General features: G+C 34.0%; 15 protein-coding genes. 9 read left to right on the top strand and 6 right to left on the bottom strand.

What is annotated here, in order from left to right:
* Positions 1-18 precede the first annotated feature (18 nt).
* Complete coding sequence (locus tag KQA_RS0200075) at positions 19-1,038, top strand: PorP/SprF family type IX secretion system membrane protein (protein ID WP_010177121.1); 1,020 nt, start codon at positions 19-21, stop codon at positions 1,036-1,038.
* Between the two features lie 162 nt (positions 1,039-1,200).
* Here the strand turns inward: KQA_RS0200075 and KQA_RS0200070 are convergent, their stop codons facing one another.
* Positions 1,201-1,584 (bottom strand): nuclear transport factor 2 family protein, encoded by a 384-nt coding sequence (locus KQA_RS0200070; protein WP_010177120.1) that lies wholly within the window; start codon positions 1,582-1,584, stop codon positions 1,201-1,203.
* Positions 1,585-1,990: 406 nt separating this feature from the next.
* Between KQA_RS0200070 and KQA_RS20945 the strand changes: the two genes are divergently transcribed.
* Positions 1,991-2,170, top strand: a complete 180-nt coding sequence (locus KQA_RS20945; protein WP_010177119.1) for a DUF1304 family protein — start codon at positions 1,991-1,993, stop codon at positions 2,168-2,170.
* Complete coding sequence (locus KQA_RS20940) at positions 2,152-2,352, top strand: DUF1304 domain-containing protein (RefSeq protein WP_010177118.1); 201 nt, start codon at positions 2,152-2,154, stop codon at positions 2,350-2,352. The genes KQA_RS20945 and KQA_RS20940 overlap by 19 nt, the downstream gene beginning before the upstream one ends.
* Before the next feature lie 86 nt (positions 2,353-2,438).
* On the opposite strand, the gene polA is transcribed toward KQA_RS20940, so the two are convergent.
* Positions 2,439-5,270: a DNA polymerase I gene (polA, locus tag KQA_RS0200060; protein WP_010177117.1), complete on the bottom strand. Its 2,832-nt coding sequence runs from the start codon at positions 5,268-5,270 to the stop codon at positions 2,439-2,441.
* A 309-nt stretch (positions 5,271-5,579) separates the two neighbouring features.
* On the opposite strand from polA, the gene KQA_RS0200055 reads away from it, so the two are divergent.
* Both KQA_RS0200055 and KQA_RS0200050 read left to right on the top strand, forming a co-directional pair.
* A complete protein-coding gene (locus KQA_RS0200055) occupies positions 5,580-6,788 on the top strand; it encodes a metallophosphoesterase (RefSeq protein WP_010177116.1) in 1,209 nt (402 codons plus the stop codon).
* Between the two features lie 148 nt (positions 6,789-6,936).
* Positions 6,937-7,233, top strand: coding sequence for a thioredoxin family protein (locus tag KQA_RS0200050; protein ID WP_010177115.1), 297 nt, complete (start codon positions 6,937-6,939; stop codon positions 7,231-7,233).
* 174 nt (positions 7,234-7,407) lie between these two features.
* On the opposite strand, the gene KQA_RS0200045 is transcribed toward KQA_RS0200050, so the two are convergent.
* The 3 genes from KQA_RS0200045 to tatC form a co-directional block, all read right to left on the bottom strand.
* Complete coding sequence (locus tag KQA_RS0200045; RefSeq protein ID WP_010177114.1) at positions 7,408-10,698, bottom strand: DUF2723 domain-containing protein; 3,291 nt, start codon at positions 10,696-10,698, stop codon at positions 7,408-7,410.
* Between the two features lie 193 nt (positions 10,699-10,891).
* Complete coding sequence (gene lptB / locus KQA_RS0200040; RefSeq protein ID WP_010177113.1) at positions 10,892-11,632, bottom strand: LPS export ABC transporter ATP-binding protein; 741 nt, start codon at positions 11,630-11,632, stop codon at positions 10,892-10,894.
* Between the two features lie 24 nt (positions 11,633-11,656).
* The gene (gene tatC / locus KQA_RS0200035; RefSeq protein ID WP_010177112.1) at positions 11,657-12,478 is read right to left on the bottom strand and encodes a twin-arginine translocase subunit TatC; all 822 of its coding nucleotides are present in this window, start codon (positions 12,476-12,478) and stop codon (positions 11,657-11,659) included.
* A 262-nt stretch (positions 12,479-12,740) separates the two neighbouring features.
* Between tatC and recQ the strand changes: the two genes are divergently transcribed.
* On the top strand, positions 12,741-14,927 hold the full coding sequence (gene recQ, locus KQA_RS0200030) for a DNA helicase RecQ (RefSeq protein WP_010177110.1): 2,187 nt from the start codon (positions 12,741-12,743) through the stop codon (positions 14,925-14,927).
* A 111-nt stretch (positions 14,928-15,038) separates the two neighbouring features.
* Here the strand turns inward: recQ and KQA_RS0200025 are convergent, their stop codons facing one another.
* The gene (locus KQA_RS0200025) at positions 15,039-15,278 is read right to left on the bottom strand and encodes a hypothetical protein (protein WP_010177109.1); all 240 of its coding nucleotides are present in this window, start codon (positions 15,276-15,278) and stop codon (positions 15,039-15,041) included.
* A gap of 181 nt (positions 15,279-15,459) precedes the next feature.
* Here KQA_RS0200025 and KQA_RS0200020 point away from each other — a divergent pair, with 181 nt between their 5' ends.
* The 3 genes from KQA_RS0200020 to KQA_RS0200010 are packed head-to-tail and all read left to right on the top strand — an operon-like array spanning position 15,460 to position 18,753.
* A complete protein-coding gene (locus tag KQA_RS0200020) occupies positions 15,460-16,329 on the top strand; it encodes a hypothetical protein (RefSeq protein ID WP_232285826.1) in 870 nt (289 codons plus the stop codon).
* Positions 16,292-17,794: a peptidylprolyl isomerase gene (locus tag KQA_RS0200015; protein WP_010177107.1), complete on the top strand. Its 1,503-nt coding sequence runs from the start codon at positions 16,292-16,294 to the stop codon at positions 17,792-17,794. The genes KQA_RS0200020 and KQA_RS0200015 overlap by 38 nt, the downstream gene beginning before the upstream one ends.
* A 5-nt stretch (positions 17,795-17,799) precedes the next feature.
* A complete protein-coding gene (locus KQA_RS0200010) occupies positions 17,800-18,753 on the top strand; it encodes an AAA family ATPase (RefSeq protein WP_010177106.1) in 954 nt (317 codons plus the stop codon).
* Positions 18,754-18,935: the final 182 nt, after the last annotated feature.

The raw sequence follows: 18,935 nt of genomic DNA, 5'->3' as shown, positions 1-18,935 counted from the left end.
TATACTACATTATAACTAATGACCTACGCAATAAAATTTAAATTCAAGTCAATTGTTGTCTTGATTGCATTACTTTTTTCAGCCTTTGTAAACTATTCTCAAGAGGGTTTACCAGTGTATTCTGATTATTTAACCGATAATTATTATTTGATTCACCCATCAATGGCAGGGGCGTCAAATTGCTCACAGGTAAGGTTAACTGCTCGTAGATCATGGTTGGGGCAAAGTGATGCGCCAGGTTTACAAACTTTAAGCATTAATGGACGTATTGGTCGTAGCTCTGGTTTGGGTGTGAATGCGTTTGCAGATGTTAATGGATTCCATAAACAAAATGGAGTATATGGAACTTATGCGCACCACCTTATGTTCTCTCGTGATGAAGTGGATTTAAATATGTTGTCATTTGGATTAAGTGCAGGTGTATTGCAGTACCAATTGGATCAAACTAGTTTTATAGCTGGTGGTGATATGTTAGTGGGGGGTAGTACAAATAGTGCTTCTTATTTCAATATGGACTTTGGGATGTCTTATTTTTATCGTGATTTTTATACGCACTTTACAGCTAAAAATTTAATTGAAAATGCAGGTGTTAATAATAATGCAGAGTTAACAAGTAATTTACGTAGGTTTTTATTATCCATGGGAGTAGTGATTTCTAAGTATAATAGCCCATGGCAATTTGAGCCTTCATTTATGGCGCAATACCGTCAGGCATTACAGCAAACTACTGTGGATATGAATATCAAGGTGTATAGAACACTTAAAAATAACAGAAAAGCCTATTTAGGGGTGTCATACCGTAGGGCTTTGGATGATTCATCCTTTGAAGATGATCGTAATATTATTGTTCAAGAACAATTGAGTTATGTGAGTCCTTTGTTTGGAGTGGATTTAGGGCAATGGAAATTTGCTTATACGTACACAAAACAATTAAATGAAGTTGTTTTTTCGAATGATGGATTCCACCAAATAACGATAGGGTACAATTTCGGATGTCGTAAACAACGTTACCACTGTAATTGTCCAGCAATTAATTAGATTTTACAGAATAAGAATAGTGTGTATTATTTTTATTAATATATAATGAAAAAATGAAGGCTTTCTGTATTTAGGTAATATTTAGTTTTTCTATACTATTTCCTATAGAGAAATCCTTCATTTCTGCTTCAAGTAGTGAAAAATCTTTTTTTACTGCTTTTTTTATGAATTTTCCTTCAGTAGCGTGCTATTTCCAGCAATAACTTTCCATTGTTTGTTGTACAATTTCCATATTCTTAAAACTTTGTATTTGCCATCAATAGGGTGGTTGGCATAGTGTCCTTTTAGGTTTGTAATTACAGAAACAACTGCGGTATTTTCAATAATATTTATTTGCTGTTCCGATGCTGTAATTTCATTAATTTGCATGTTTCCTGAGCTGTAGTTTTGTAAATCGATTGTTTTGGTAATTGTTTCTCCATTGGGGATATTGAAAAGTAACTCTTTATGTAATAATTGATCTAACTTTAATACATCAGAATTTTTCATAGCATTCAAAATTTCTTGCTCATTTTTGATTATAGCATTTTTATGTATTGATTCCATATAAATAGAAGTTTAGGTGGTTATCGTGTTTGGATTAGGTTATAGGCTATGTTGGAAAATCGTATTACAGCAAGTTATACGATTTGCTGATAATAATTTCGTATAAATATGCTGAATTATTTTTTGTTAGTCTAAGGCAAAAAAATCAAGCATAGCCTTAGTTATGATTGCTTTTTTTAACGCCAGAATAGTGAAAAAGAAACAGCATATATGCGAAATTTTTGTTAGTAAATCGTATTAATAGGCTAAATGCTAAGATGAGTTGTTTTAAGTTAATTTTAATAGTAAGATGAGTCGTATTATTTGTAAAATTGGATACTTGCTAAATTCAGAATAGGATGTGATTTCTTTAATTTGCTTTTCTGTTTGAATAAGAGTAATTTATAGCTCAAATAGGGCTCATTTTATGGCTACAGTAATCAATATATTATTAGGTTTAATTATAGCGATTCATTTATATATCGTATGGTTTGAAATGTTTGCATGGACATCTCGTGGGTCAAAAGTATTTAAAAGTTTTTCAAAAGATTTATTTCCAAAAACCAAAGCCATGCAGCCAATCAAGGTTTGTACAATGCCTTTTTAACAGTAGGTCTATTATGGACCTTTGTAATACAAGATATTACATGGAAAACAAATGTTTCCATATTTTTTCTAAGTTGCGTAGCTGTAGCAGGTATTTATGGTAGTGTAACTGCCGAACGTAACATATTTTTTGTACAAGCCTTGCCGGCTTTAATAGCATTAGTATTGATTTTTATTAAATAAAATTAGCAAATGCTATGGTCGTATTTATTGTGTTTTTTCAATTTTAACTCACAACTCACAACTCACAACTCACAACTCACAACTCTTTAATGTGCTTCCAACCAGTTATCACCAACTCCTAGTTCTACATCAAGTGGGACATCAAGTGTAAAGGCGTTTTCCATTTCGTGCTTAATAAGTTTTGAAATAGTTTCTAATTCATTTTTAGGAACATCAAATACCAATTCATCATGTACTTGTAAGAGCATTTTAGTATGGTAATTGCCTTCATTTAGCTTATTGTAAATGTTAATCATGGCAATTTTAATAATATCAGCAGCGCTACCTTGTATAGGCGCATTTACGGCATTTCGTTCGGCGGCACCGCGCACAATGGCGTTGGCCGAATTGATGTCTTTTAAATACCTACGACGTCCAAGTACGGTTTGTACAAAGCCATTATCACGAGCAAAATCTACTTGTTCGCTCATGTAAGCTTTTAGTTTAGGATAAGTTTTGTAGTAAGCTTCTATAAGTTCTTTGGATTCAGCACGTGTTAAATTGGTTTGATTGCTTAAGCCAAAGGCCGAAACACCATACATAATACCAAAATTCACTGTTTTAGCATGACTTCGTTGTTCTCTAGAAACTTCTTCTAAGGGAACTTGGAAAACTTTAGCGGCAGTAGTGGCATGAATATCCTCTCCATTTTGAAAGGCTTCCATCATGGCCGTTTCATTACTTAAAGCGGCAATAATACGTAGTTCTATTTGCGAATAATCGGCAGCAACAAGCACATGATTTTCATCGCGAGGAACAAAGGCTTTACGTACTTGTCGACCACGTTCAGTTCTGATAGGAATGTTTTGTAAGTTCGGATTGTTTGAACTTAAGCGTCCAGTCGCAGCTACAGTTTGTATGTAATCCGTATGAACGCGTTTTGTATTGGGATTTACCTGTGCGGGTAAGGCATCAATATAAGTGCTCTTTAATTTAGTTAATCCTCGGTAAGTTAATATGTCAGCAATAATTTGATGCTCCTTGGCTAAAGACGAAAGGACATCTTCGGCAGTGGAATATTGTCCAGTTTTTGTTTTTTTAGGTTTGTCAACTAATTTCATTTTTTCAAATAAAACCACACCTAATTGTTTAGGAGATCCGATATTAAAGGTTTCTCCTGCTTGTTCATAAATGCTATCTTCTAGTTTGGAGATATCTAGGTTTAATTCTTCGGAAAGACTATTTAAAAAATCGATATCTAAATTAATTCCTTCAATTTCCATAGCCGATAGTACTTTAACCAAAGGCAATTCGATATTGTTGAATAATTCAAGTGTTTTTGCTTCCTTAAGTTCTGGAGTAAAGTGAGCGGCAAGTTGTAATGTAATGTCAGCATCTTCTACGGCATATTCCGTTTGTTTATCAACAGGAACTTGACGCATGCTCAGTTGGTTTTTTCCTTTTTTACCAATAAGTTCGGTGATAGAAACCGGTGTGTAATTTAAATAAGTTTCGGCCAAAACATCCATATTATGGCGCATATCTGGATTAATCAAATAATGAGCGATCATGGTATCAAATAAAGGTCCTTGTACAGTTACCCCATATTTGTCTAATACTTTAATATCATATTTTAAGTTCTGTCCAATTTTTGTAATAGATTCATTTTCAAAAAAAGGAAAAAGTTGAGCAATTAAGCTTTGAGCCTCTTGTTGATCTTCGGGAAAAGGTAAATAAAACCCATGTGATTTTTCCCAACTAAAAGCAATACCGACCAGTTCAGCAAGTAGCGGGTCAAGACTGGTAGTTTCTGTATCAAAGCAGACGCTAGTTTGTTGGTTTAAATTTTGTAAAAACAATTGTAAGCCTAAGCCCGTATTTTGAATGCTTTGATAATGATGTTCGGTACTATTTATAGTTTGTCTTGATGTGGTTTTAGAAGCGTTTTCCGTATCCCCAGCAGCATCAAAAAGTGAAAATTGCCCAGCACCAGCAGTGGTGTTTGTTTTTACTTGAGATGGTTTTACAGTTTCTTTGGTTGCTGGATTACCATCGGCATCAAAAAGTTTGAAAAATTGATCTTTCATTCTTCTAAACTCTAGGTCTTCAAAAATAGTAGTTACTTTTTCTGCATCTGGAGCCGATAGTTTATAAGATTCAGCATCAAAGGTGACATCACAATCAATTTTAATAGTAGCTAATTGTTTTGATAGTAGTCCAAGTTCCGCATTAGCGGTAACTTTTTCTTTCATTTTTCCTTTTAATTCATGTAGGTTTTCAAATAAACCTTCCATACTACCGTATGCTGCAATAAATTTTTTAGCAGTTTTGTCGCCAACACCGGGTAGTCCTGGTATATTATCAACAGCATCTCCCATCATTCCTAAATAATCAATGACTTGTTCGGGGTGTGCTACTTCAAATTTTTTCTGTACTTCGGGTATTCCCCAAATTTCAATACCATTACCCATACGGGCCGGTTTATACATAAAAATGTTTTCCGATACTAATTGTGCATAATCTTTATCGGGAGTGACCATATAGGTTTGAAAACCTTCCTTTTCGGCTTGTTTGGCTAGGGTTCCAATAAGGTCGTCCGCCTCAACTCCCATTTGCTCAATAATAGGAATGTGCATGGCTTTTAAAATTTCTTGGATATAGGGTACCGCAATTTTAATCGCCTCAGGTGTTTCGTCTCTATTTGCCTTATATTCTGGGAAAATTTCTGTTCTAGCTTGACTTCCACCTTTATCAAAAGCTACGGCAAGGTAGTCTGGGCGTTCCCGTCTAATTACATCTAAAAGTGAATTAGTAAAGCCCATTATGGCCGAAACATCCATTCCTTTACTTGTAATTCGTGGGTTTTTTATAAGGGCATAGTAACCTCTAAATATAAGTGCAAAAGCGTCTAGTAAAAACAGTTTTTTATTGGAATCCATCTTAAAAAAATACAGGAGTTAACTTTAAGGGATTGAAGATACATTAAAAAAAGAAATGCTGCCATAAATGACAGCATTTCGCCCCAAAATAAAATTGATAACAACTAGTTATCAATGCTTTATATATCGTTGTAGTTGTGAAACTATTATATTCTCAAAAAGCATGTTAAATATACTACTTTATTTAACATTTTTAGTGTTTTTATTTAAAAATTGTCTTTTTTTAGCAGACTTAAATAGATTTGTGTACTATAACTCCATAAAGCTTGTTCTATTGTGTAAATAGTATGTAAAAATGATTAATTTTTTATGATTAAATTTTTGTTGGTTTTTGGGAGTGTTTTTTTGGTGCTTGAGCTTATTTTTTTTGTTTTAGCAGTAAAGGTATTTAAGTTGCCTTCTTTTTTGTTTTGGGGGATATTAAGTTATAGTTTTTTTGCTTATTTATTTTTTGTTTTTCAAGTGTTTTCCTATGATAGGTCAATAGGTCCAAGTCATAGTTTTTATTGGGGAGTTGGTTTTATGGTGCTCCATGTGGTACCTAAATTAATAGTGATACTATTTTTGATAGTAAGTTATTTAGTGATGTTGGTTGTTAATGTTAACGCTTCCGCAGAAGTAATACAAGGTAGACGTAAATTTATAGGAAAGTTAGGTTTGGGTATTGCTGCGCTGCCATTAGTAGGAATTATTCATGGTTTATGGAAAGGGAAGTATAATTTTAAAGTAATTAAAAAGCAACTTTTTTTTGCAGATTTGCCCAAGGCTTTTGATGGTTTTAAAATTCTACAAATTTCAGATTTACATTCAGGTAGTTTTGATGATGCTGATAAAATTAAGTACGCCATAGATTTAATAAACAAACAAGAGGCAGATTTGTTCCTGTTTACTGGAGATATTGTAAATACAAAAGCCGAAGAATTTCACCCGTGGCTTACTACTTTTAATAAGTTAAAAGAATTTCCACATGGAAAATTTTCCGTATTAGGGAATCATGATTATGGGGAATATGTAACCTGGCCTTCAGACAAAGCAAAACAAGATAATTTTGAAAGCATAAAAGGATTACACAAACAAGTAAATTTTGATTTATTGTGTAACGAAAATAGAACTATAAAAAAAGGAGAAGCTCAAATACAATTGATAGGTGTTGAAAATTGGGGAAAGAACTTTAAAAAAGCGGGTGATTTAAAGCTAGCATCAGAAGGGCTTGTTCAAAATGATTTTAAAGTGTTAATGAGTCATGATCCTTCACATTGGGAATATGAGGTTAAAGCGCATCCAATGAATTATCAATTAACGCTGAGTGGGCATACACATGGATTGCAGTTCGGAATTGAAATTCCAGGTATTTTCAAGTGGAGTCCTATACAATACGTGTACAAACAATGGGCAGGTATATATGCTCATGCTGATCGCTACATTAATGTCAATAGGGGATTTGGATTTCATGCTTTTCCAGGAAGGGTAGGGATCTGGCCGGAAATAAGCATTTTGGAGCTGAAACGGAAGGTTTAGTCATAATATAACGTTAAATCATACTATTTTTGTAGATATTTCGTTGTTAGTAGAATATTTTTGGGCAAAATAAGGCTAAAGAATGGCTTATTACTGCATTACAAAAAAAACTTATATTTACAACATTAATTAAATTAATACGATACAAATGTCAAAATTTGGAGATTTAATAGATATTACATCGCCAGTATTGCTTGATTTTTTTACCGATTGGAGTGAGGCCTCCAAAGCAATGCATCCTGTATTAAGGGATGTGGCAGCTGCCATAGGAGATAAAGGTAAGGTGATAAAAATTAATGTAGACAAGAATGAAGATTTAGCCAGTGCCTTACGTGTTAATGGAGTGCCTACATTAATGATTTACAAAAATGGGGAAATGGTATGGCGTCAAAATGGAGAACAGGATGCTAATACGCTTATTGCTTTAATGATAGAATATGTGTAACGCTACGCTGGTGTATTGTGAAAAATAGTTCTTTTAATACTAATGGAGCAGCCATATTAAAAATGTCTTGACTCGCTAGGTATTAGTAGCAGCACACAAATAAAATAATAATAAACAAAAAATGCTTGAGATTCTAGTCTCAAGCATTTTTTGTTTAGCTGCTAGGGGCCATTTTTATGGAGTTGGTGTAGCTTCCTCGTTATTATCAATATTAAGTAAGCTATCTGGTAAGGCACCTGCTTCTTTTTTATCCGCGTTATAGGCTTCGTCTTTGTCGTAAAAATTAGAAAACAACTCTAAAAAGCTATTAAATTCAGCTGCTTTTTCTTTTAATATTTCGGTATCATCGTTGATCAATAGTAAGTCAACAACAGCTCTATAGCGTTCTACTTGAGTTATAATATCTTCGGCATTTTTATATTGTCTTTCAATATCTAAACTTGCATAGTAGGCTAATTTTTCTTGGTATTTTTGGGCTAATTTTTGCCAAAGTACACGTGCTTTTTCTTTTTCGCCTACTTGGTAGTAGCCACTTACATAGGGCTCAACAAGGGTGTAATATTCATAATATTCAATAGGTAGTTTGGTAACCCCTAATTCAATAATATCTTTGGCTTTGCCTTTTTTGCCTTCTTTAATTAAGTTTTCAAACAATCGTGCTAAAGTACTACGGTAAGTAATGGCATTTTTACGTGTTTCTGGGTCGTGATAAATGTCTGGACTATCACCATTACCCCAATCCCATTTCATTACAATATCATACAATTGATCGGTGTTAATACGGCCCATATCAAAAGGATTGTTTTTGTCCAAAGGAGTTTTTATAGGGACTAACTTATAGGTGAGACCAGTAAGCTGTAAATAGTCTTTCATCCACAAGTAATCATCATCTCCAAAACTACCTCCAGTAAAGTAGATAGGGCGTTCCCAGTCGTTATTCGCTAATAAATCAAGCATAAGTAGCCTGTTTTTAGTTAGAATCTCATCCTTAATAGTAATGTCAATATGATCAACAATTAAGTGGGCATCTTCTGGCGCGACTATGCCATTTCTAAGCACTTTTTCTTTATCAACGGGAATACGGATATGTTTCGAAGGAAACGTATTTGTAAAAGCACCACTTTGTAATTCTGCCTGTGTACGTTTGTCATCACTTTCAATAAAATCTAACCAAGTTTTTATATCAAGAGTATCCTCTGTGGCTTGTCTAAAAAAGATCACATCATTGTTTCCCCAACGGTAAAATTTGTGTGGGAGCTGAGAAGGGATTGGAGCACTCTTGTAAGCAGCGCGCTTCATCTGGTCAATATACCAATCGGTAGCAAATAAACTTGTATTAATAGTTCGCACATCGGTGCGGTATTCTTCTATATCTTGTGCGTACCAAAGGGCAAAAGTGTCATTATCACCAATGGTATATAAAATGGCGTTTTTCTGGCAAGAATCTAAATACATTTTTGCCATAGCTTGAGCTGTATATCGGTCAGATCGATCATGGTCATCCCAGTTCTGCGAGGCTAGTAATACAGGTGAACCTAGTAGTGTAATGGCAAACACAGCAGGAACTGCAGCTTTTGCAGAAATGTATTTTTTAATATTATCAAAAATAGCATAGGCACCAAACCCAATCCATATGGCAAACACATAAAAGGAACCTACTAAGGCATAATCGCGCTCTCTAGGTTCAAAAGGGCGCTCATTTAAGTATATTTTTAAGGCTAATCCAGTGTATAAAAAGAAAAGTAATAATACCCAAAAGTTTTTCTTATCATTTTGAAGTTGGAAAATGAAACCAAATAACCCAATTAATAGCGGGATAAAATAATAAGTATTTCTTCCTTTATTTTTTAAGTCATCGGTAGTTAAAAATTCTTGATTTCCTAGTCGCATGGTGTCAATGGCTTGGATACCACTAATCCAGTTCCCGTCGGTATCTGTATATTTACCTTGGTTGTCATTTTGTCTTCCTACAAAGTTCCACATAAAATAGCGCCAGTACATATACCCGAATTGGTATTCAAACATATATCCAAGATTGGCAAATAGTGAAGGTTTTTCAACATTAATATAGTCGCTAAATTGACTTAAGAACTTGGAATATTCTTCCAACCCAATACGTTTGCTGTTAAAATCTTTCTTGAATTCGCCAACAACACGTTTTAAATCTTTATCCTTCGCATATTCTTTTTTAATAGTAAATTTTAAAGGACCGGTAAAGCGCAAGTAATTTTCGGCATTTTCACTGCTCCACATTCTGGGAAGAATCGCTTTGTGTTTGTCTTCAAAGTTTTGTTGGGCGTTTTTATATTTATTTACAATAATGTATTTGCCTTTTTTTAAGTCCTTTTCATATTTGGGCTTGCCATCATAGTAGGGGTTTACGGGATCTAGACCACCATAAATTTCAGTAAACTGAGGTCCATAAAACAAATGAGTTTCTTGATATTGTTCACGGTTGTAGTAAGCAAGTAGTTCTCGAGCATTATTGGGGTTGTTTTCATTAATCACTGTTCCTGCATTGGCTCTAATAGGAAGCATTAGCCAACTAGAGAAGCCGATAAAAATAAAAACAATACATAGGATGAGTGTGTTTATTTGGAAGTAGCCCTTAGCACGGGTGAATTTTAATCCGAAATAGAAAAGAGTAATTGCAAGTAATCCCACAATGATGGTTCCAGAGTTAAAAGGAAGACCGATGGTGTTTACAAAAAATACTTCGGCCACACCAAAAAATGAAAGACTGTACGGGAGTAGTAATTTGAAAATAAACATTAAAACAGAAACCACAGCTACGTTTGCTATTAAAAAGCTTTTTAATGTGACTTTGTAGTTTTTAAAATAATACAGAAAACCAATGGCAGGTATGGTAAGTAATCCCATAAAGTGTACACCAAAGGATAATCCGATAACAAAAGCAAGTAATACGAGCCATTTATTGCCTCTAGGAGTATTCATATCGTTCTCCCAACGTAAGCCTAGGTAAAACAGAATGGACATAATGCAGGATGCCATAGCATAAACTTCGGCTTCCACGGCATTAAACCAAAAGCTATCTGTAAAAGTAAAGGTTAATGCTCCTATGGCAGCACTTCCTAAAATCATGAATTGTTCAGCACGTGTATCTTCTTTTTTTGAAATCTGAGAAACTAATTTTTTTAATAAATAAGTGATAGACCAAAACATAAAAAGAATGGTAAATGCCGAAGCAAATACGGACATCATGTTTACCATTAAAGCAATGTTTGCTTTGTCTGGGCTAAAAACAGAAAAAAAGGCACCAAGCATTTGGTATAAAGGGGCCCCAGGTGGGTGTCCTACTTGTAATTTTGATGAAGTGGAAATGTATTCTCCAGCGTCCCAAAAACTAGCAGTAGGTTCTACAGTAAGGCTATATGTGGTGAATGCAATAATGAATACAATCCATCCAATGATGATGTTCCATTTTTTGAAATCAAAAGCTTTCATAAAATTAGCTAAATTTAGTTGAGCGAATTTACTAATTAAAACTTTATAGAAAAGCGATTGTTACAGGAACATTATATTGAGTTGTTTTTCAATAAAAAATGAATTATGTTGTATTGAGTAAAAAAAACGTAATTTAAATGTTAGTTGTTTAATTGGTTAACAAAATAAAGTGTTTCATAGTTATGCATAAATGTTAAAACTCTAATTTCTTTTTACGCAATTCAAAGTTTTGACCTAAATATACCCTACGCACAGTTTCATCTTCAGCCAATTCTTCGGGGACACCAGATTTCAAAATACTACCTTCGAACATTAAATAGGTTTTGTCGGTAATAGCAAGTGTTTCTTGTACGTTATGATCAGTAATTAAAATGCCAATATTTTTATCTTTCAAGCGAGCAACAATACGTTGAATATCTTCTACGGCAACGGGGTCAACACCCGCAAAAGGTTCGTCGAGTAAAATAAAATTTGGACTTGTTGCTAAGGCGCGAGCAATTTCGGTTCTACGTCGTTCACCACCACTTAATAAATCACCACGGTTTTTTCGGATATGACCTAAACTAAATTCATCAATAAGAGATTCCATTTTTAAGTGCTGCTCTTTTTTTGAAAGTTTAGTTAATTGCAATACGCTAAGAATGTTTTCTTCAATGCTCAATTTTCTAAAAACCGATGCCTCTTGCGCCAAGTAGCCAATTCCATTTTGAGCTCGTTTGTACATGGCATAATTGGTAATGTTTGTGTTTTCTAAATAAATATTACCTCCATTAGGCTTAACAAAACCAACAATCATATAAAAAGAGGTAGTTTTTCCTGCTCCATTAGGTCCAAGTAGGCCTACAATTTCCCCTTGGTTTACCTCTAAAGAAATTCCCTTTACTACTTTTCGCCCTTTATAGGACTTCATTAAATTTTCGGCTCGTAGTTTCATAATGCGTTGCTTAATGGGGTGAAATTACTTTAAATTTTCTTGTTTCTTTAGTACAGACTTTGATATAAAAATACTTATTTCATATAAAATTAAAATAGGTATAGTGACAATAACTTGACTAGCAATATCTGGTGGAGTTATTACAGCTGCCAAAATAAGTACAATTACCAAGGCGAATTTTCTGTATTTTCTCAATATTTCAGGGGTTACAATTCCAACTCTTGATAAAAAATAAATAATAATAGGAAGCTCAAAAACCAACCCACACGCCAGTACAGATGCTCTAATAAGTGATATGTAACTCGAAAGGTCAAATTCATTTAAAACTTCATTACTAACATTGTAACTTCCTAAAAAATTTATAGATAAAGGAGTAATAATGTAATACCCAAAAAGGACGCCTAAAAAGAATAAAAGTGACGAAATAAAAATGAAACCTTTAGCAGTTTTTTGTTCGTGGCTATGCATAGCAGGCTTAATAAAGCGCCAAAATTCATAAATAACATAGGGAAATGATATAATAAAACCTGCTGTGATTGCAGTCCAAATATGTGCCGAAAATTGTCCAGCCATAGTTCGACTTTGTATAATGAAAGGGAGTTTGTCTAAGCAAAAGCTTTCGTCAAAACCAAGTGATTTTGATAAGTTACAAAATATGCGATAGGTTAAGAAATCTACTTTTTTAGGACCAAAAAGAATCGTGTCAAAAATAAAACTTTTAGCAAGAAAAGCGATGATTCCAGCAATTAACACTCCTAATGTGGCTCTTATTAAATGCCATCTTAACTCTTCAAGATGATCTAAAAAAGACATTTGTTGTGGGTTTTTGGACTCTAGTTGCTTCATGAATTGATTTTGTAGGCTGAAAAACGGGGTAAAGATAGGCTTTTCGATAATTTGTATACTAAATTTTTTTTTTGTTAATTTGATGTTAAACAAATGTCAAAATTTAGCTAGGGCTTTATTGGGAAGCCGTTGATGAGTGAAAATCTTATTAAAAGTTAAACAATTGATATTCATTATGGACGGGGCTTGTGAATTTAAAAAAGTTTTTTGCTATCTTTAATAGATGTAAGATTATTTTAAATAAGAATATATATAAGGTACCGTGAATCAGAGCGAACTACAGAAGGCTTTAAAAAAATATTTTGGTTTCAGTCAATTTAGAGGACTGCAAGAGCAAGTAATAAAAAGTTTACTTAAAAAAGAGGATACTTTTGTTATTATGCCAACTGGTGGGGGGAAGTCCTTGTGTTATCAGTTGCCTGCTTTAATGAGTGAGGGGACAGCTATAGTGGTATCGCCTTTAATTGCATTAATGAAAAATCAAGTTGATGCAATTAGAAGTATTTCTTCAGAAAATGGTATAGCACATGTGTTGAATTCATCTTTGAATAAAACAGATGTGGCTACAGTTAAGGCGGACATTTCAAATGGGATTACCAAATTATTGTATGTGGCACCAGAATCTTTGGTGAAAGAAGAGTATGCAGAATTTTTAGCATCTCAAACAATTTCTTTTTTAGCTGTTGATGAAGCACATTGTATTAGTGAATGGGGGCATGACTTTAGGCCCGAATACCGTAATTTAAGACGAATTATACAAAGTATAGGGGATAACATACCTATCATAGGTTTAACAGCCACTGCTACACCCAAAGTACAGGAGGATATTTTGAAGAATTTAGGAATATCAGGAGCAAATACATTCAAAGCGTCTTTTAATAGACCTAATTTGTTTTATGAAGTACGCCCAAAAACGGCTAATGTTGAAACAGATATCATTCGTTTTGTAAAGCAGAATACTGGAAAAAGTGGAATTATTTATTGTTTAAGTAGGAAGCGAGTAGAGGAGTTAGCGCAAGCGCTTCAAGTGAATGGTATAAATGCCGTGCCTTATCATGCGGGATTGGATGCTAAAACACGTGCAAAGCATCAAGATATGTTCCTTATGGAAGATGTTGATGTGGTTGTGGCTACCATTGCTTTTGGTATGGGAATCGATAAGCCGGATGTGCGTTTTGTGGTACATTACGATATTCCTAAAAGTATCGAAAGTTATTATCAGGAAACTGGAAGAGCGGGACGTGATGGTGGTGAGGGACATTGCTTGGCTTATTATGCTTACAAGGATATAGAAAAGTTAGAGAAATTTATGAGTGGTAAGCCTGTGGCCGAGCAGGAAATTGGAAATGCGCTTTTGCAAGAAGTAGTTGCTTTTGCAGAAACATCAATATCACGTAGAAAGTTTATACTTCATTATTTTGGAGAAGAATTTGACGAAGTGACTGGGGATGGAGGAGATATGGATGATAATGTTCGTAATCCAAAAAAACAAATTGAAGCTAAAGTGCAAGTAGCTCAATTACTGCATGTAGTTTCAAAAACAGGCGGTATTTATAAATCTAAAGAAGTTGTAAATACGCTTATTGGAAAGGAAAATGCGATTATAGTTTCGCATAAAACACAAACACAGCCTTTTTTTGGAAGTGGTAAGAAAAATGAAGATAAGTATTGGATGGCGCTAATTCGTCAGGTGTTAGTAGCGGGTTTTTTAAAGAAAGATATTGAGACATATGGGGTGTTAAAAATTACACCCAAAGGAGACGAATTCATCAAAAAACCTCAAAGTTTTATGATGACTGAAGATCATTGTTTTGAAGATGCTACGATTTCAACATCGGTAAAGTCAGGAGGAGTAAGTACCGACGAGGTTTTATTGAAAATGCTTAAGGACTTAAGAAAAAAGGTTGGAAAAAAACTTAGTGTGCCACCTTTTGTAGTGTTTCAGGATCCATCATTAGTAGATATGACCCTAAAGTATCCCATTACCGTTGATGAGTTGTCAAATGTTCATGGAGTTGGTGAAGGGAAAGCAAAAAAATATGGAAAAGATTTTCTAAAATTAATTTCAGAATACGTAGATCAAAATGATATTGTGCGCCCAGATGATTTTGTGGTAAAAACAACAGGAGTAAATAGTGCACTTAAGTTATATATTATTCAAAATGTTGACCGTAAGCTGCCTTTAACAGATATTGCTGATGCAAAAGGCATGAATATGGAGGATTTTATTACCGAAATGGAGGCTATTGTATATAGCGGGACGAAGTTAAATGTTGATTATTGGTTAGAGGATATTTTGGATGAAGATCAACAAGAAGAAATACATGACTACTTTTTAGAAGCAGAAACGGACAGTATACAAGAGGCTCAAGAGGAATTTGATGGGGATTATGAAGAAGAAGAACTTCGTTTGTATCGTATCAAATTTATTTCGGAAGTTGCCAATTAAAGAAGCTGTAGTTTGTTTAGGATTGAATTCTTATAAATTAATAGCACTCATCTAATTTCGTAAAAAAAATAAGGTAACGTCAATACTAATAAAGTTGCAGACTTGTTTGCCTTAACCTCCATAAACCTGTCCTCTGTGTGGTTTAAGTGCGTCACGTACGGGTTTCATTTCATTTTCTTCAACAACTAAAAAAGCGATACTATGCATGTCAGATAGGGTTTCTGTTCCTGTGATTTGAAGTAAAAGCTTTTCGGAAATAGCATATTCTTTAAGGTGGATTTCATGGTGTAGTGCGGTTTTGTTAGCTGTAGGTCCTCTAAAATCCCAAATTAGTTTAAGTTTTCTGTTCATAAGTGTTTCTTTTTGCAGGGTCTATTTGCGATTAAAATTCATTATTAATCATAAAAATGCCTGTGTTTGTAATAGTTTAAGGTGTAAATAAGTTTATTAAGTATAATGCAAGTTGTATTCGACTTGTCAAACCTACGAATATTACTATTTTTGTACGATTAATTAGTTAGGAATTTTTTTAGTGAAAAGACAGCAAGTTCAATTTTTATTGGTGATTTTGGTTTCGATGATAATGACGTCATGTCAGTTGTTCGAAAGTAAATCGGATGCTCGAGTTATAGCAAAAGTACATGATGCTTTTTTGTATGAGGATCAGCTAAGTGATTTTAATATTCCTTCTGGCTTGACCGAAAAAGATAGTGTAGCATTGTTAACCGAGTATATTGATAATTGGGCGACTAAGCAATTACTGTTATATGAGTCTAAACAAAATATGACACAAAAAAAGCAAGCTCAATATGATAAGCTTGTGGATGATTATAAAACAGATTTGTTTGTTAGTGATTATGAGAATGGCTATGTGCAGAAAAATTTGAATACAGTAATTACCGATAATGAAATAAATGAATATTATGAGGAGCATCAACAAAGCTTTTTGTTAAAGGAAGACTTGGTGCAAGCGCGCTATATTCATTTACCATTGAGTTACACAAATACTGCTGCCACAAAAAAGTTGTTTACTCGTTTTTCAGTAGAGGACAAGCTGGAGTTGAAAAAAATTAAACTAAGTTTTAAAAAAGTAGATTTAAATTTAGAAAATTCTTGGAGTACTTTTGATGAATTGCTTACTGCAGTTCCTAGTGTAGGGAACTTTAAAAAAAGTTCGTTTTTAGTGGCTAACAAGTTTTTTCAGTACAAAGATACTAAGGGTAAATATTTAGTAAAGTTTAAAGAAGTACTGTTGGTAGGTCAACCTGCACCAGTGGAATATGTAAAAGAAACTATAAAGCAAATAGTATTAAATAAGCGAAAGCTTCAATTAAAAAAACAACTTGAAAAAGAAATCGTTAAGGATGCATTACAAACAAAAGACTACACAATTTTTGAATAACACAGCCTTATTTGTAGGTCTTTGTTTTGGGTTTTCAACTTTTGCACAAGAAATTGTGATTGAATCACCAAGTGAAGCGGCAAAGGAGAAAAAAGAGGGAATACCAGCAGAGGAGAAAACAATTGTGATTGAGTCGCCGAGTGAGGGAGTCAAAAAGGATAAGGAGGAAGTGGCAACTAGACGTCAAAAAATTGACGGTATAGCTGCTGTTGTAGGTGATTTTATAGTGTTGGATAGCGATGTAGATAAAGCTTATATTGATCTTAAAAATCAAGGGGTTTCCATTGCCGAAATTAGCCGTTGCGAATTAGTAGGTAGTTTGTTGGAAACAAAGTTGTATACGCACCATGCTATACAGGATAGTATCCCAGTATCTGATCAGCAAATCCAACAACAAGTAGAGCAGCAGTTAGACTATATGAAAAAACAGCTGGGGAATGAGGAAAAGGTGTTGAAGTTTTACCGTAAGGATAATATAGTTGATTTTAAAAAGGAATTATTTGATTTGGGTAAAAACCAACGTTTGTCGCAGTTAATGCAGCAGAAAGTGGTGGAAGAGGTAGCGGTAACTCCAGATGAGGTTAAACAGTTTTTTAATACCATACCAGAAACCGAAAGACCATTGATCGATACGGAAATAGAAATTTCTCAAATTGTTATAAAGCCTCAGCCTTCTGCAACCGAAATTAAAGCAACTCTAGATCGTTTAAATCAATTTAGAACTGATGTGCTGGAAAATGGATCAAGTTTTGCAACAAAAGCTGTATTGTATTCTCAAGATCCTGGTTCACGTTCTAATGGAGGGAAATATACGATTTCAAGAACGGATCCTTTTGCAAAAGAATTTAAAGATGCTGCATTTAGTTTGCAAGTAGGAGAGGTGAGTAAGCCTTTTAAAACAGATTTTGGTTATCATATTGTTACCGTTGATAAAATAAAAGGACAGCAAGTAGATGTACGTCATATTTTATTGATACCAGAGGTGAGTAGTAAAGATTTGGAAAAATACGAGGCTCATGCAGATAGCGTTCGTATACGAATAGCTGAGGGGAAAATAAAATTTGATGAGGCTGCTAAGCTATATAGTGATGAAAAGGAGACAAAATCTGATGGCGGAAAGCTGATTAATCCAGTAACTCAAGATACGCGTTTTGAACTTACAAAAATTGATCCTATATTGTACGGGCAAGTGTCTAATTTAAAGGAAGGTGAAGTTTCGAATGTGATTGAAGATCGAAATAGAACTGGAGGTAAATTTTTTAAAATTGTAACTGTTTCTAAGAAATACCCTGAGCATGAGGCTGATTATGCTAAGGATTATTTGAAAATAAAAGAATTGGCTTTAAAAGAAAAACAATTAAAGGCAGTAAAGAAATGGCAAGACGAAAAAATTGTAGATACTTACGTTAAAATTAACGAACCTTACCTTGATTGCGATTATAATAGTGATTGGGTAAAAAAATAAACTGAATGTCAGACGTAAAATCTGTTGAGCAACTTGTAGAGAAACACGCTCAATTAAAAAAAGAAATTTCAAAAGTTATTATAGGCCAGGAAGCAGTTATCGATCAGATACTGCTTTCTGTTTTTGCAGGAGGTCATGCGTTGTTAATAGGAGTGCCGGGTTTAGCAAAAACACTTATGGTAAATACTATTTCGGAAGTGTTAGGCTTGGATTTTAAACGTATTCAATTTACACCCGATTTGATGCCAAGTGATATTTTAGGAAGTGAGATTTTAGATGATTCACGTCAGTTTAAGTTTATTAAAGGGCCTGTTTTTTCGAATATTGTTTTGGCCGATGAAATTAACCGAACACCACCTAAAACACAAGCAGCTTTATTAGAGGCTATGCAGGAAAAATCGGTTACCGTATCGGGAAAGCGTTACGAATTGTCAAAACCTTATTATGTGTTGGCTACTCAAAATCCTATTGAGCAAGAAGGGACATATCCGTTACCAGAAGCTCAGTTGGACCGTTTTATGTTTGCTATTCAATTAGATTATCCTTCATTTGCAGAGGAAGTAACTGTAGTGAAAAGTACGACAGGAGTACAAGTTGAACAACTGCAAGCTTTATTTACAGCAGCAGAAATTATTGAAATGCAACAATTAATACGACGTATTCCTGTGGCTGATAATGTGATTGAGTATGCTGTTGGTTTAGTAGCCAAAACCAGACCAAATACAGATGCTGCAACCGAAATGATTGCAAAATATGTAGACTGGGGAGCGGGGCCAAGAGCATCACAAAATTTAATTTTAGCAGCTAAAGCTCATGCAGCTATTCAAGGTAAATTTTCGCCAGATATAGAAAATGTACAAGCAGTAGCCATAGGAATTTTGAGACATCGTATATTAAAAAATTATAAGGCTGAAGCCGAAGGCGTAAGTATGGAAACTATTATAAAAAGCTTATTTTAAATACAGCATCGGATAAGTAAAAAAAAGAGTGCTTATAGCAAATTGCTATAAGCACTCTTTTTTTTGTAATAGCATAAGCTAATGATAATTGGTTAGGTTTATTCTCGCTTTTAGCTTCTAAAAAGGCGCATTCAGAGAATAGCCTAATTCTCATAAATTATACATAAAAAATCCAAAATTTG

This window comes from Aquimarina agarilytica ZC1 (assembly GCF_000255455.1).
Classification (GTDB): domain Bacteria; phylum Bacteroidota; class Bacteroidia; order Flavobacteriales; family Flavobacteriaceae; genus Aquimarina; species Aquimarina agarilytica.
The sequence above is the reverse complement of the archived record's forward strand: the minus strand, read 5'-3'. Positions and strand labels throughout refer to the sequence as shown.